Source organism: Streptomyces flaveus, from assembly GCF_014647675.1.
GTDB lineage: Bacteria > Actinomycetota > Actinomycetes > Streptomycetales > Streptomycetaceae > Streptomyces > Streptomyces flaveus.
Map to the genome: position 1 here is coordinate 1 of NZ_BMPQ01000007.1, position 15,223 is coordinate 15,223.

The 15,223-nt window shown below is 68.7% G+C and carries 11 protein-coding genes and 1 pseudogene; 9 read left to right on the forward strand and 3 right to left on the reverse strand.

The annotated features are described in order from the left end of the window. Window positions 1-284: 284 nt before the first annotated feature. On the forward strand, window positions 285-983 hold the full coding sequence (locus IEZ21_RS16175; protein ID WP_189322604.1) for a nitroreductase: 699 nt from the start codon (window positions 285-287) through the stop codon (window positions 981-983). A gap of 92 nt (window positions 984-1,075) precedes the next feature. Here IEZ21_RS16175 and IEZ21_RS49215 read toward each other — a convergent pair. From IEZ21_RS49215 to IEZ21_RS16185, 3 genes and pseudogenes are all read right to left on the reverse strand, one after another. After that, window positions 1,076-1,264, reverse strand: a pseudogene (locus IEZ21_RS49215) (DUF8825 domain-containing protein); the annotation flags it as partial. 263 nt (window positions 1,265-1,527) lie between these two features. Continuing rightward, window positions 1,528-3,186 carry an alpha/beta hydrolase gene (locus IEZ21_RS16180; RefSeq protein WP_189322605.1) on the reverse strand — a complete coding sequence of 553 codons (1,659 nt, stop codon included), beginning with the start codon at window positions 3,184-3,186 and terminating at the stop codon, window positions 1,528-1,530. A 322-nt stretch (window positions 3,187-3,508) separates the two neighbouring features. Then, entirely contained in the window at window positions 3,509-5,383 is a 1,875-nt protein-coding gene (locus IEZ21_RS16185) for a glycoside hydrolase family 35 protein (RefSeq protein WP_189322606.1), read from the reverse strand. A 71-nt stretch (window positions 5,384-5,454) separates the two neighbouring features. On the opposite strand from IEZ21_RS16185, the gene IEZ21_RS16190 reads away from it, so the two are divergent. The 8 genes from IEZ21_RS16190 to IEZ21_RS16225 form a co-directional block, all read left to right on the forward strand. Then, complete coding sequence (locus tag IEZ21_RS16190) at window positions 5,455-6,474, forward strand: LacI family DNA-binding transcriptional regulator (protein ID WP_189322607.1); 1,020 nt, start codon at window positions 5,455-5,457, stop codon at window positions 6,472-6,474. Window positions 6,475-6,656: 182 nt separating this feature from the next. Further along, a complete protein-coding gene (locus IEZ21_RS16195; RefSeq protein ID WP_189322608.1) occupies window positions 6,657-7,979 on the forward strand; it encodes a carbohydrate ABC transporter substrate-binding protein in 1,323 nt (440 codons plus the stop codon). Between the two features lie 129 nt (window positions 7,980-8,108). After that, entirely contained in the window at window positions 8,109-9,098 is a 990-nt protein-coding gene (locus tag IEZ21_RS16200) for a carbohydrate ABC transporter permease (RefSeq protein ID WP_213089301.1), read from the forward strand. Between the two features lie 22 nt (window positions 9,099-9,120). Then, on the forward strand, window positions 9,121-10,002 hold the full coding sequence (locus tag IEZ21_RS16205; protein WP_189322609.1) for a carbohydrate ABC transporter permease: 882 nt from the start codon (window positions 9,121-9,123) through the stop codon (window positions 10,000-10,002). Window positions 10,003-10,054: 52 nt separating this feature from the next. After that, window positions 10,055-10,234: a DUF6903 family protein gene (locus IEZ21_RS16210; protein WP_189322610.1), complete on the forward strand. Its 180-nt coding sequence runs from the start codon at window positions 10,055-10,057 to the stop codon at window positions 10,232-10,234. A gap of 119 nt (window positions 10,235-10,353) precedes the next feature. Continuing rightward, entirely contained in the window at window positions 10,354-11,676 is a 1,323-nt protein-coding gene (locus tag IEZ21_RS16215) for an alpha-L-fucosidase (protein ID WP_246567795.1), read from the forward strand. Between the two features lie 8 nt (window positions 11,677-11,684). Next, on the forward strand, window positions 11,685-12,857 hold the full coding sequence (locus IEZ21_RS16220; protein ID WP_213089303.1) for a hypothetical protein: 1,173 nt from the start codon (window positions 11,685-11,687) through the stop codon (window positions 12,855-12,857). Then, the coding region (locus tag IEZ21_RS16225) for a discoidin domain-containing protein (RefSeq protein ID WP_189322613.1) at window positions 12,854-15,223 on the forward strand (2,370 nt) is incomplete at its 3' end. The genes IEZ21_RS16220 and IEZ21_RS16225, both read left to right, overlap by 4 nt.

The following is a 15,223-nucleotide window of genomic DNA, read 5'->3' on the forward strand; positions in this document are numbered from 1 at the left end:
GCTGAGACACCCGACACGGCTCTCGTCCACGCAACGACACGAGAGCGGCAACGCCGGCACGCCACGAACACACACGACGAACACGAAGAGCGCACAGTCCCCCCCACGCTGCGACCCGCAGCCTCGGCACGCCGCGGCCTGCGAGCATCCGCATGCCTGCCGATACCCGCAGAGGTGCGTCCCGCGCCCGGCCCTTACGTCGGCTGCCTCGTCGCATGGCCTGCCGTACCGCGCTGCGCCGCGGCCACTGTGGCGGCGACTGCGCGCCATGGAGAGGAACCGCCTTGCCCGGCACCGCATCACCCTTCACCGACCTCGCACGCTCCCGACGCTCCCCCCGGCAGTTCCTGCCCACCGCCCTGTCCCCTTCGGACATCCGCGGCGTGCTGGAAGACGCACAGACCGCCCCCTCGAACAGCAACACCCAGCCGTGGACGGTGCACGTCGTCTCGGGTGCGGCACGGGACGCCCTGGCCAAAGAGCTGCTCCGGGCCGAGGAGGAGGGACGGACCTCCCCGGATTTCACCGATGGCTACGGCGAGGGCCTCTACCTCGAGCGGTCACAGGCCCTGGGTGCGAGTGTCTACCGGGCCCGCGGTGTCGAGCGCTCGGACCGGGACGGCAGGAGGGCGGCGGTCCGCGAGAACCTGGAGTTCTACGGCGCTCCCCATGCCGCCTTCCTGTTCATGCCGGCCCTCGGCGACGGGGTACGGACGGCCGGTGACATCGGCATGTACGCGCAGAACTTCCTGCTCTCGCTGGCGGCCCGGGGGCTGGCCGGCATCCCGCAGACCGTACTCGGCGTCTACGCCGACACCGTCCGCGAGTTCCTGGGTGTCCCCGCGGAGCTCAAGCTGCTGTTCGGCATCTCCTTCGGCATGGCTGACCCGGCGGCACCGGTGAACACGCTCCGCACGGAGCGGGTTCCGCTGCAGCGGAGCGTGGTCCTGCATGACACCCCGGGAGTCCTCGACAGGCCGTAGTTCCTCCGCCCGCAGGAACCATCCGGCGCCTGGGCCGGGCCGCCACTCGGCCGGCTCGGGCCCGGCGCCCGCTCGCGGCGGTGCTTGAGCTGACTGCGGGCCGCCATGTGCTCGACCAGCTCAATCTCGGACCAGAACGGATGACAGACGATCACAATCACAAGTTCGGCCTCCCTCACCCGCAGCCGGGCGATGCACTCCTGGCCTGCGGGGTCCCAGCCTGGGGACTCGGGGCGTGAGGCCTGGCGCCACGCGTTCTCGTGGGTCGACCAGGCGGGCATCGGTGGCCGTGTGGTGCGTACGCCTGGATGCCCTGAGTTGTGGGGGCTGGCGGAACGACTCGGCGGTACTGCCGGGAGTGAGTCAAGCTCATGCCATGTAGAGGAACCGCGCTTTCCGTGCCGTGCGACGTGCCACCCAACGTGCTGAGGACGTGCGAAACCCCGGGGCGCTCGCCGTGTAGGGGCGGGCGCCCCGGGGTTCGTGTCGGCCGATCAGGCATGGAACCGATCAGCTCACCGCGCCGGTCGGTTCACGGAAACGGTCAGCTCACGTCGCCGATGCGCTCCACGTGCTCGTTGACGCCGTTGCGGAGTTCGCCCAGGGTCGTGCCGGGCGGGGCCGTCTTCGGTGTGGTGGACGGCGGCTGGGTCTCGTCGGCGCAGGTCGTGCCGGAGGCCGGCACCTTCAGGTCGACCAGATAGCCGACGACCGCGTCCGTCGCGCAGGCGCTGCGGCCGAAGGCGGTGTGCCCCTCGGCCTGGAAGGTCAGCAGCGAGGCGTTGTCCAGCTGCCGGCTGAGGGCGACCGCGTCCTGGTACGGGGTGTCCGGGTCACCGGTGGTGCCGAGGACCAGGATCGGCGCCGAACCCCTCGCCCGGAAGGAGCCGTCGTAGCGGCTGGCCTTCTCGGCGGGCCACTGCGCGCACGCGGTGGCGTGCTGGTGGTCGTACGTCGGCGGACCGTACGCCATGGCCGGGCCCAGCAGCGGCGCGTCCTTCGCGTTGGCCGTCACGTTCCGCTGCAGCTTGCGCAGGCTCTTCGGGTAGTCCTTGTCGACGCACTCGACGACCACGTTCGGGCCGAGGAAGTCGAAGCTGGCCGGGGACGGCGGCCGCAGCAGGAACGAGGTGTTGTCCCGCAGTTGCGCCTTCTTCAGCGCCGCGCCGAGCGAGGGCCAGATGACCTTGCCCTCGTTGATGTTGAACATCAGCCGGTAGACGAGGGTGTAGCCGTTGGCCTGCCCGCCGTTCGCGGTCGGCACCGGGTTCGCGTCGAGGTCGCTCTTCAGCTTCTCGAACGCCCCGCGCGGGTCGCCATCGCCGAAGCCGCAGGTGACCTGGTCGGCGGCGCACCAGTCGAGGAAGCGGCTCATCGTGCCGTCCAGCGCCAGATACTGGGTCCGGTCGTAGTCGTAGGGACGGTTGGCGTACTTGTACGGGTCGTACGCCCCGTCGAGCGACAGCGCGCGCACCCGCTTCGGGAACAGCGCCGCGTAGACGGTGCCGATGTACGAGCCGAACGACCGCCCGTAGTAGGTCAGTTGCTCCTCGCCGAGCGCCTGCCGGAGCAGGTCGATGTCACGGGCGACGTACTCGGTGCCGACGTACGGCAGCAGTTGGCCCGAGTTGTCGAGGCAGGCCTGGTTGAACTCGGCTGCCTCGCGCACCGCCGCGCCGAAGGCGTCGGGGCCGGGAACACCCTTCGCGTCGGTGACGGCCTTGGTGTAGCGGGCGTCGTCGAAGCAGGTCAGCGCCGAACTGCGGCCGACACCGCGGACGTCGTAGCCGAAGACGTCGAACGAGTCGCGCAGCGCGGCCGGCAGGTCCTCGTAGTTGTTGCGGACGAAGTCCACTCCGGAGTTGCCGGGCCCGCCGGGCTGCATGAAGAGCGTGCCCTTGCGCTTCGCCGGGTCAGCCGCCTTCTTACGGACCACCGCGAGCGTGATCGTGCGGCCCTGCGGCTCCCGGTAGTCCAGCGGAACCTCGGCGTTGGCGCACTCGAAGCCGCCCTGGCAGTCGGACCAGGTGAGCGTCGGCACGGGCGGCGGCGGTGTCTTGGCCGACTGTGGCTTCCGCGCCGTGTCCTGCGCGGCCATCGCCTGTGTCGCGGTCCCCGTCGCCGCGAGGGCGAGCGCGGTCACCGCGGCACCGACGAGTCTGAGACGCCCGGGACGTCTCGGTGTGTGGTGATACGTGGTCATGGGTGTGTTTCCCCCCTGAGTGGTCGGATCCCCGAGAACCTACTGGTCAATTGGGGTTGAAGAATGTCTAGGTGAGTAGAGGGGAAAAAGGCCGGAGAGGTTCGACGAGGCGGGCAGCGGACACCTCGAAATCGGCCGCCAACTCCTCCACAGGAGCGGATCTCCCGGGCCGTAGACACCGAAGACAACGCGTCGGCGGACGTCGTCCTGGACGACGGCGGTCATAGTGAGGAGGGATGCCACCGGGATCCTGCTCCACCGCGGGTCGGTGGCCCACAGCGCGTCTCCGGAGCGCTCAGGCGGGTATCCCGGCGGTGGCGGCTCAGCCGAACTCCTCGACGTACTCCTCCGGCGGTCCGAGCTCCGGGCGGTCCCGCAACTCCAGGACTCCGCCGAGCCGTTCCAGCTCGAGGACCGTCACGGTGTTCTCGCCGACGCGCAGCAGCGGTGCCGGGCAGTACAGCGTGACCTGTGGGCCGATCTCCCAGTAACGGCCGAGCAGGAAGCCGTTGACCCAGACGAGGCCACGGCTCGATCCGGGCAGCGCGAGGAAAGTGTCCGCGGGCGTGTCGACGTCGAACGTCGCGACGGCGAACCCCGTGTGCGTGGTCGCGGGTCCGGCGGCGACCGCGTCGGCCAGCTCCGTGGCGGACCACTCCTGCAGGGCGACCGGCGTGCTGTCCCAGCCCTGCACGGTGCGCCGGTCGACGAGGACGGGACCGAGCAGGCCCTTGTGCCCGCCGATGCCCGGGCCGTAGTTCACCCGGCCGAGGTTCTCGACCAGGACATCCAGCCGTACGACTTCGCCGGTTCCGTGGATGGGGAGTTCCGGGGAGTCAGGGTCGGTGACACCCAGCCACGTGCCGTCGCAGAAGACCAACGCCCGGTCGCGTACGTCGGTGAGGACGAGCCGGTGCTCGCCCGCCGGGATACGCGGATACGCGGTGTGCAGGACCATGCCCGCGTCGAGCCCCAACTGCTCGAACGAGGCGGGGCGCGGAGCGGTCAAGGCCGGGACCGGGGTCGGCACTGCGCGGATGCCGGCGAGCAGGTCGGCGCGGTGGACGAGCGGGACACGGGTCGGCGGGAGCGTCGGCAGCCGCGCGGGGGAGCGGAGGGGGCCCCGGGCGCCGAGCGCCTCGCGTATGGCGAAGAACTTGGCGGTGAGGCTGCCGTCCTCGGCGATCGGCGCGTCGGAGTCGTAGCTCGTGACGATGGGCTGCAGTCGGCCTTCGTCTTCGTTGGCGCCCGCCCATAGGCCGAAGTTGGTGCCGCCGTGTGCCATGTAGATGCTCACACTGCCGCCGTCGGCGATGATGCCGCGGAGTGTGCCGACCGCGCTGTCCACCCCGCGAACGTGGTGCCGCTTGCCCCATGTGTCGAACCAGCCGTTCCAGAACTCGGCGACCACGAACGGCTCGTCCGGTCGCCGCGTGGCCAGGAGCTGCCGGGCGGCGCCGGGCTGGGAGCCCAGGGTGACGGCCGTCAGGGTGCCGGGCAGGGTGCCGCCGTCCAGCATGAGCTCGGTGGGGCCGTCGGCGGTGAACAGCAGCTCCCCGATGCCCCGTTGGGTCAGGGCCTGGCGATTCCAGCGCAGGTAGGCGTGGTCGTCGCCGAAGCTGCCGAACTCGTTCTCCACCTGCACCGCCACGACCGGCCCGCCCTCGGATGCCTGGAGCGAGGTGATACGCGGGACCAGCTCGTCGAACCAGCGGCCGACAGCGGAGGTGAACGCCGGATCCGAGCTGCGGACCGCGACGTCCCGGCCGGTGAGCCAGCTCGGCAGGCCGCCGCCTGACCACTCCGCGCAGATGTACGGGCCGGGCCGGACGATGACGTCGAGGCCTTCCTCGCCCACCGTGCGGATGAACCGCTCCACGTTCCGCCAGCCGTCGAAGCGTGGCGGCTCGTTCTCGTGGGGCTGGTGAAAGTTCCAGGGCACGTAGGTGTCGACCGTGTTCAGTCCGAGGTCGGCGATCCGGCGGATCCGGTCCCGCCAGAGGTCGGGGTGGACACGGAAGTAGTGCAGCGCCCCCGACAGGATGCGATGGGGTACGCCGTGCCGGTACAGGCGGCCCTCGCGCCAGGTGAGCGCGCTGGTGGCGGCGCCGGCCGCCGCGTCGGTCGTGGTGTGGGCCGAAGAGATGTGTGTCGTGGGCGGCTCAGTCACCGTGTGAGCGTATGTTATCGATGCCATGAGTAACAAGGTTCGATAGGATCTGGTGGACGGCCGACGAGCAGGCGCGCCGGCCGCGGGAGGGGAGCACGATGACCGAGGGCGCCGCGAGGCTGAGGCAGCCGAGCATGGCCGACGTGGCCCGGACCGCCGGGGTGTCGGCGCAGACCGTCTCGCGCGCGCTCCGCGGCTCGCCGAACGTCAACCCCGAGACCAAGAGGCGCGTGCTCGCCGCCGTGGACCAGATCGGCTACCGGTTCAACAGCGCAGCCAGGGCGCTCTCCTCCGGGCGCAGCCACACCATCGGGCTCGTGCTGCTGGCGTCCGGTGGCTACTACTCGCGCTCGGCGGTGACCGCCGGTGTCGAGGCGGCCGCCGGTGAGGCCGGGTACGCGGTGAGCATCGCGACCATCGCCGCGCTCGACACCGGCCTGATGGAGCGATCCCTCTCCAAGCTCGCCGACCAGGGCGTCGACGGCTTCGTCATCGCCGTACCGCTCATCTCCGTGACGCCGAAGATGGAGGACATCACCCGCGACATCCCGACCGTCACCCTCGACGGCTCACGGACAGCGGGCGCCCGCGTGCTCGGGATCGACCAGCAGGAGGCGGGCCGTGTCGCCACGCAGCACCTGCTCGACCTGGGGCATCGCCAGGTTTGGCACATCTCCGGCCCGGACGAGTGGATCGAGGCGCGCCAGCGGCGACAGGGCTGGCAGGAGTGCCTGGCCGCGGCCGGGATCGAGGCGCCGCCGCCCCTCGAGGGCGACTGGTCGCCCGACTCGGGATACCGGCAAGGGCAGATCATCGCGATGATCCCGGACGTGACCGCGGTCTTCGTCGCCAGCGACGAGATGGCCTTCGGGGTGATCCGCGCCCTGCGCGAGCGTGGCCGGTCGGTGCCCGACGACGTCTCCATCGTGAGTGTCGACGACATCGCCCTCGCGGCCTACGGCTCTCCGCCGCTGACGACCGTCCGCCAGGACTTCTACCGCTACGGCGCGGCGGCGGTCGCCCTTCTGCTGCGGGGCGACGATGCCGGTGTCGACGAATCCGTCGTCACCGCGTCACTGTCGGTACGCGCCTCCACGGCACCGCCGCGGTCCGGCTGAGCCTCGCCTCAGCCGTTCTCGCTCAGCTCCGCCTCGGCCGTTCGTCAAATGCCTCTCGTGGGCCCCTTGCGCCTTCGTGCCAGTCGGTGCCACCGTAAGGCCGTCATGTTATCGATGCCACCATAACAAGCGCCGGGATCGGCATGAGCAAGGTGGGCAACTGTCCACGGGAAGGACCCCACATGAGGAGATCGCTCGTCCTCGCGGGCGCCGCGGTCACGGTGTTCGGACTGCTCGCCGGCTGTTCCGCCGGCGGGGGCGGCTCGGACTCCGGCAGGACGACCCTCAAGGTCGCCGCTCTCGAAGGCGGCTACGGCCGGGACATGTACACGCAGGTCATCAAGCAGTACGAGGCCTCGCACCCCGACATCGATGTTCAGCTGCAGATCTCGAAGAGCATCGAAGACGAGATCACCCCGAACATGAAGGCGGGACGGTACCCGGACGTCGTGGTGCTCGGCCAGGGCCGCGAGGCCGCACTCACCGAGACCCTCATCAAGGACAAGGCCCTTGAGGACCTCACACCGGTACTGAAGGAGAAGGTCCCCGGCGAGAACACCACCGTGGGGGACAAGCTCACCGAGGGCATCGTCGGCAATCTCAACACCAACCCCTACCGCAACGATCAGACGTACCTCATGCCGATGTACTACGCGCCGACCGGACTCTTCTACAACCAGGGCCTGTTCGAGCAGAAGGGCTGGAAGGTCCCGAGCACCTGGGACGAGATGTTCGCGCTCGGAGACACGGCCAAGAAGCAGGGCATACCGCTGTTCACCTACCCGACCGCCGGCTACCTCGACTCGTTCTTCTTCGCGCTCCTCGCCGACGTCGGCGGGGAGCAGTTCTACACCGACGTCATGACGTACAAGAAGGATGTCTGGAAGACGGCGAACGCCCGGAAGGCTCTCGACATCACCACCCGGCTGCTGGACTACGCCGCACCGGCCACCGTCGGCTACGCCAACGAGCAGGACTTCACCAAGAACCAGCAGCTGGTCCTCGACAACAAGGCGCTGTTCATGCCGAACGGAACCTGGATCGTCGGCGAGATGGCGGAGGCTCCCCGCGCGAAGGGCTTCAAGTGGGGTCTGACGCCGCTGCCGGCGGTCACCGCGGGCAGCAAGCGCTACATCACGACGTCGGTCGAGTCGGTCTGGATTCCCAGCGCCGCCGAAAACAAGGACGCGGCAAAGGACTTCATCGCCTACCTGTACTCCGACGAGGCGGCGAAGACCTTCGCCGAGTCGAACGCGATCCAGCCGATCGAGGGCATCGTGAGCAGCCTGTCCGGGGAGAACGCCGAGTTCTACAAGGTGTACGAGGACCCGTCGGTCGCCCCGCTCGTCGGCGGGTTCGCGAGTACCGCACCCGTCGAGGGCGTCGACATCAAGGCCACGCTCTTCGACACCGCCAACAGCATCATCAGCGGCGACACCACCGAGAACAAGTGGCAGGACGCGCTGAACGACGCCAGCGAGAAGCTGCGCCAGGCAGGCGACTGACGTGCCCGGTGGTGGCCCGGCCGGCCCGGACCACCGCCGGAGCCCCTCCGACTCGGCAGACCCGGGAGACCCTCTCCGCTCACCTTCGACGCCATCGAGCACCCCTCGAGCGACCCAAGGACCGGCACGGTGACGACCCTCTCCACTCCCACCCCACCCCCAGGCTCGACGAACCACGCATCCAAATCGGCACCGGTCGGCGGGAGTTCCCGGCGCGGCACCCGTGGCCCGGCCCGGCGGCGCGGCAACACCCGCTTCGTACTCGCCTGTCTGCTCCCCGCGCTGGTGCTCTTCGCGGTGTTCATGGTCGTCCCGACCATGAACGTGTTCCGGATGTCCTTCTACACCTGGAGCGGGTTCTCCCCGGACAAGCGGTTCGTGGGGCTCGACAACTTCTCCCGTCTCCTCGACGACGAGCAGTTCGTGCGCGCCTTCCAGAACACGGTCGCGCTCCTGGTCGTGGTGACCGTCGTGACGATGGGCATGGGCCTGTTCCTCGCCGCGATCATGACCCGGCAGCGGCTGCGCGGGCGAAACCTGTACCGGTTCATCCTCTACATCCCCAACGTGCTCTCGGTGGTCGTGATCGCGGCGGTCTTCTCCGCCGTGTACGACCAGGAGAACGGCCTGCTCAACAGCACACTCCGGCTGTTGTCGCTGGACGGCCTGCAACAGGTCTGGCTCGGCGACCAGAAACTCGTGGTCTACTCCGTCGCGATCGCGATGGTCTGGCAGTCGCTGGGCTACTACATGGTCCTCTACATGGCGAGCATGTCGAGCATCCCGGAGGAGCTCTACGAGGCGAGCGCGCTCGACGGGGCCTCCGCCGCCCGGCAGTTCTTCGCCATCACGCTGCCGCTCATCTGGCAGAACCTCCGCACCACGCTGACGTTCTTCATCATGAGCGCTGTCAACCTCAGCTTCGTCCTGGTCCGCGCGATGACGGGCGGCGGGCCCGACGGCTCCTCCGAGGTCCTGCTGAGCTACATGTACAAGCAGGCGTACACGAACTCCTCGTACGGCTACGGCATGGCCATCGGTGTCGTCATCTTCGCGTTCTCGTTCCTCGTGTCGCTCCTGGTGAGCCGGGCGACGCGGCGCGAGCCCCTCCAGTTCTGAGAGCTCTTTGAGGACGGACACCATGACTACGATCAAGTCGTCGTCCCGCCCCCGCAGGGGCCGGGCCCTCACCTACGCCCTTGTCATCGCCCTCGCGCTCGCCATCGCGGTACCGGTCGCCTGGGTGCTGCTCGCCTCGCTCAAGCAGAAGAGCGAGTTCTTCGGCAGCCCCTGGACGCTGCCGAAGGGTCTACACTCCGCCAACTACGTCCACGCGTTCGTCGACGCGCACATGGGCCAGTACTTCCTGACATCGGTGTTCGTCACCGTGCTCGGCCTGGTCCTCGTCCTGGCGGTCTCCGTGCCGGCGGCCTACGTCATCGCCCGGTACGAGTTCCGGGGCCGTCGCGTCGTGGAGACCGCGCTCCTGGCCGGTCTCTTCGTCAACGTCAACTACATCGTCGTACCGATCTTCCTCATGCTCGTCGACTGGGACCGCGCGCTCATCGACGTCTTCCCCGGCGGGTTCTTCATCGACAACCCCTCAGTCCTGTCGCTCGTCTACGCGGCCACGTCGATCCCGTTCACCATCTACCTGCTCACCGCGTACTTCCGGTCGATACCGGTCGAGTACGAGGAGGCCGCCGCGATCGACGGAGCGTCCCGCTTCCGGATCATGACTCAGGTCATGCTCCCGATGGCGCGCCCTGCGGTCACCACCGTGATCCTGTTCAACTTCCTGGCCTACTGGAACGACTTCATCATCGCGCTCACCCTGCTCCCCGGCGAGGGCAAGACGCTGCAGGTCGGCCTGCTCAACCTGTTCACCGCGCAGAAGGCGGCGGCCGACTACGGGCGTCTCTACGCCGGCATGGTCATCGTCATCGTTCCCGTCCTCATCCTCTACGCGGTCATCCAGCGTCGGCTCATCGAGGGCATGGCATCCGGCGGAGTGAAGGGCTGAACCGGCCCTCCGGCGGCATCAGTTGCTCGCGGCATCAGCGGAAGGAATCTTCATGAAGGAATCGACGCGTACGGCGCTGCTCGTCACCGCCCGTACGCTCGTCGCGGCAGCCTGCCTCACGCTCGTCGTCACCGCGCGCACGACGGTCGGGTGGGGCAACCTGCTGGTCATGCTCGCCGCGCTGGCCGGGCTACTGGTCCTGCTCGCCGCGTACAACCGGCGGTTCCGGTGACCGCGGCGGCGGCAGCGGCGTCCGGACGGGCGCGGGCCTTGGCGCTGGCTGCGGTCCGGCCGAGTGAGCGACAACTCACCTGGCAGGCAATGGAGTTCTACGGGTTCATCCACTTCGGCATGAACACCATGACGGACCGGGAGTGGGGCGAGGGCCACGACGATCCGGCCGCCTTCGACCCGGCCGGGCTCGACGCCGATCAGTGGGTCGCGGCACTCAAGAGCGCCGGGATGACCGGCGTGATCCTCACCTGCAAGCACCACGACGGCTTCTGCCTGTGGCCGAGCGGCGTGACGGCCTACTCGGTCGCCTCGTCACCGTGGCGCGACGGCCGGGGCGACGTGGTCGCCGAGGTCGCCGACGCGGCCCGGCGGCACGGCCTGCGGTTCGGGATCTACCTGTCGCCCTGGGACCGCACCGAGGCGTCCTACGGCTCCGGGACCGCGTACGACGACTTCTACGTCGCCCAGCTCACCGAACTCCTCACCCGATACGGGCCGGTGTTCTCGGTCTGGCTGGACGGCGCGAACGGCGAGGGTCCGAACGGCAAGCGCCAGGTCTACGACTGGGAGCGGTACTACGCAGTGGTCCGCGAGTTGCAGCCGGATGCGGTCATCAGCGTGTGCGGACCCGACGTCCGCTGGTGTGGCAACGAGGCAGGGGACACCCGCCCCGACGAGTGGAGCGTCGTCCCGCGTGCCCTGCAGGACGCCGAGCGGACCGCGGACCGCTCACAGCAGGCGGACGACGGCGCCTTCGCGCGGCTCGTACGCAGCGACGACCGCGACCTCGGCAGCCGCGCCGCCCTGGCCGGGCACGAGGACGACCTGGTCTGGTACCCGGCCGAGGTCAACACCTCGATCCGTCCCGGCTGGTTCCACCACCCGGCCGAGGACGCCGAAGTCCGTTCCGTGGACGAGCTGTTCACCATCTATCTGCGCGCCGTCGGCGGCAACTCCTGCTTTCTGCTCAATGTCCCGCCGGACCGGGACGGGCGGGTGCGGGACACCGACGTGGCGGTCCTTGAGCAACTGGGGCGGCGCATCGAGGACTTCCGGGCACGGCGGGTCGAGGCGTCCGCGACGGTCTCGTCCGGGGACGCGGGCGACGTTGCGACTGCGTGGCCCGGCGAGGGGCGTATGCCGTGGCGACCGGACGACACGGACCAACTGCCCGGCGTGACGCTTGCGTTCGGACGACCCCGCCCGGTCGAGGCGGTCGTCGTGGGCGAGGACATCACGCAGGGGCAGCGCATCGAGCATGTCGTCGTACGGGGCTGCCGGGACGGCCGGTGGTCGACGCTCGCCGAGGCGCACGCGGTGGGCTACCAGCGCATCCTGACGTTCACGCCGGTCGAGGTCGACTCCGTACGGGTCGAGGTGCCGGAGGCGCGGGACACGCCTGTCGTCGCCCGCGTGGCCGCGATCGGGGCGGCCTCATGAAGGGGACCTTGCCCAGACAGGGCACGTCACGTAAGCCGGGCGCTTCGCGCAAGCCCAGCACCTCACGCAAGCCGGGTAAGCCAAGTACGGCACGCAAGCCGAACACCGCCCGCAGGCCAGGTACTTCGCGCAGGCCGTCACGCAGGGCCGTCGCCCTGTTCACCGGTGTGTGCATCGCCCTCGCCGCGCTGGTCGTCACCGGAATCACGTTGCTCCGCGACGACCGAACCAACGAGGTCGCCTCCCTCGACGGGCACCCCGTGACCCGCGACGAACTGCTCTTCCACATGCGGCGGCTGGTCCCGACCGTGCAGAACGAGCTGCGCAACAAGTACAACCTCCGGGGCGAGACCGACTGGAACGCGAAGGCCGGCGACAAGACCGCACTCCAGCGGCTCGAGACCCGGGCGCTCGGCGAGATCTGGCGGGACAAGACCACGCTCGTCCTCGCGAAGGAGCAGGGACTCATCGACTCCGTGGACCACGCGGACTTCCTCGCCGAACTGGCCGAAGAGAACGAGTCCCGTGCCGAGGGCATCGCAGCGGGCAGGACTGTCTACGGCGTCGCGCAGTTCTCCCCCGAGGAGTACTACACACACCGGCTCACCGAACTCACCACGAACTTGAAGAAGCGGCTCAGCAGGGACGCCGGAGACTCGCTCCGGGTCACCGGTGCCGAGGTCCGGCGCGAGTTCGACGCCGACCGGGACGCCTGGAGCGCCAACGCGACCACGTACAAGTACTCGCAGCTCGTCGTGCCGGTGCCCGACGGTGCTTCCGCCGACTACCCGGCCGGCCTGCAGCGGCGAGTGGCCGCCGCCAAGCACCTCGCGGACGTCGCCGCCGGGGAGCCCGGAGCCAAGCTGACGACCGGCACGTACGACGGCAGTGGCTCGACCGGGCTGAACGCTCGCGACCAGGACCTGATGGCGGCGCTCGGGAACCTCGCCCCGGGCGAGAGATCCGCCCCGGTCACGGGCACCGGCCAGATCACCTACTACGAGCTCGACAGCAAGAAGGTCGACGAGGACAAGGCGTTCGCCGACTACCGACGGCGGATCCGGCAGTCGCTCGTCGAGGAGAAGTTCACCCAGTTCCTCCAGCGCCGGGTCGACAACAGCGACATAGATGTCGACACCTCGGCGGTGGACGCCATCAATGCAGAGGATGTGCAGAAATGAGACCCGCCGATACTGCATCACCCCCCGTCAACGAGGCGGTGCGGAGGCGCCGTTGGCCCTCAGCGCGGGCGCTCCGCGCGAGCCTCGGCACCCTGTTCACCGCCCTGCTCGCCGCGCTGCTCGTCGGATCGCTCGTTCCCGCCGCGCACGCCGCCGCGGCTCCGGACAGTGCTCCCGCCCGCGCCGTCGCCAAGCCGAGCTGGCCGGGCAACGCGCCGAACATGACCGGCGGCAAGGACTACTTCATCGACGCCACGAACGGTCGCGACAACGCGGCCGGGACCTCGCCGAAGACCGCCTGGCGCACCTTGGCCAAGGTGAGTGCGACGACGTTCGCGCCCGGCGACCGCATCCTGCTGAAGGCCGGTGAGCAGTGGCAGGACGAGCAGTTGTGGCCGAAGGGCTCGGGCAGCGCGGGCAAGCCGATCACCATCTCGGCGTACGGCGACCCGAGCGCCGCCCGGCCGTACATCGCGACGAACGGGAAGGTGCCGAGCCCGTTCAACGCGGACGGCACGAAGAATCCCGAAACCGTCGGCAGGACCGGCGCCATCGTGCTGCGCAATCAGCAGTACTGGGAGATCAACAACGTCGCGCTGTCCAATGACGACGACTTCGCGACCGACATCACGACAGGTTCGTACGTCCGCGACGGAATCATGGTGTCGATCAACGCCGACCTCCTGAAGGACGGCGCGGACAGCATCATGAACCACTTCCGCATCTCGGACGTGTACGTCCACAATCTCGACGGCCCGAGCAGCTGGCAGCGAATCCACTACGGCGGCGTCAACTTCCAGGTCTTCGGCAACCGCAGCTACAAGGAGTACGACACCGGCGGCTATTACTTCAAGGACGTCCGGATCGAGAACAACACCTTCGAGAACGTCGAACTGCACGCCATCCAGTTCGCCTTCAACTGGTTCTACGACCGTTCAGCGGACTCCGGCCAGTACGACGAGAGCGGGAAGTGGCACGAGGGCTGGGAACAGCTGTGGGTGCGTACCCGCGACCTGTACAGCCGTGACGTCTACATCGGCCACAACTACGCCGAGAGCATCGGCCAGGGCGCGATCCAGCTCGCCAACACCAAGAACATGAAGGTCGAGTACAACGAGGTCAACGGCTATCTGGAGCGCTACGACGCGGTGTCCTGCGCGCTCTATCTGTGGGCGGGCGCAGACTCGGTCATGCAGTTCAACGAGGTGTACGGCGGCCCGAACAACGAGTTCGACGGCACCCCCTGGGACCTCGAGTACACGAACTTCAATGTCACGTACCAATACAACTACTCGCACGACAACGCGGCGGGCTGGATGGCCTACATGGGCAACAGCCACAATTCAATAGCCCGCCACAACCTGAGCGTCAACGACAACGGCGTACTCGTGAAAAACATGCTGTCGACGAACTACTCGCCGACGTATTTCGTGAACAACACCTTCGTCTACGACGGCGCGGACCTCGACTACGTCCACGACGAGACGTTCCTGAGCCGCGTCTACTTCCTGAACAACATCTTCTACAACACCTCGAAGACGACGGAGACACCGTGGTACCGCCGGACCGGCGCCCTACGGCAGGCCGTGTTCTCCAACAACGACTACTACGAGGCGAGCGGCACCCACTCCGCCCAGGAACCGGCCGACCCAAAGGGTTCCCGGGCCGACCCAAGGTTCGTCGGTGACCCCGCCGAATACGTCACCGGGGCGGGCGTGAAGCAGATCCGAAAGGCCGCGGCGCATTTCGCCCTCCGAAAGGACTCGCCGCTCATCGACGCCGGCCGGTACAACCCGCACCTGGGCACCAAGGACTTCCTCGGTACGCACATCTACTACGGCGACGCACCGGACATGGGCATGGCCGAGAGCCGTATCGGCCCACAGGTCACCAACCCGGTCGACGACGACCCCATCGAGGAGGAGGTGGACAACCGGGTCGATCTCGCGCTCGGCAAGCCGGTCACCGCGAGCTCGACCCACTCCGGGGCGAACGGGACACTCACCGCGGACAAGCTGACCGACGGCGACCTCACGACCCGCTGGGCCGCGGCCGATGACGCGGCCTACCCGATCACGCTCGACGTCGACTTCGGCGCGGACACCACCTTCGACGAGGTCTACCTGGACGAGTACACCGACTCGGGCACCAACCCGCGGGTGCAGTCGTTCGAGCTGCAGCGCTGGGACCCCAGAACCGACGCATGGGTGACCTTCGCGAGCCGCGACGACGGCATCGGCCACGACCACACCGTGACCGGCTTCGGCAGCGTCACGACCTCCCGGCTCCGGGTGGCACTCACCGGGCAGATCGCGACGGAGCAGTACACCCCGACGCTGACAGAGATCGCCGCGTACCGCACCGGC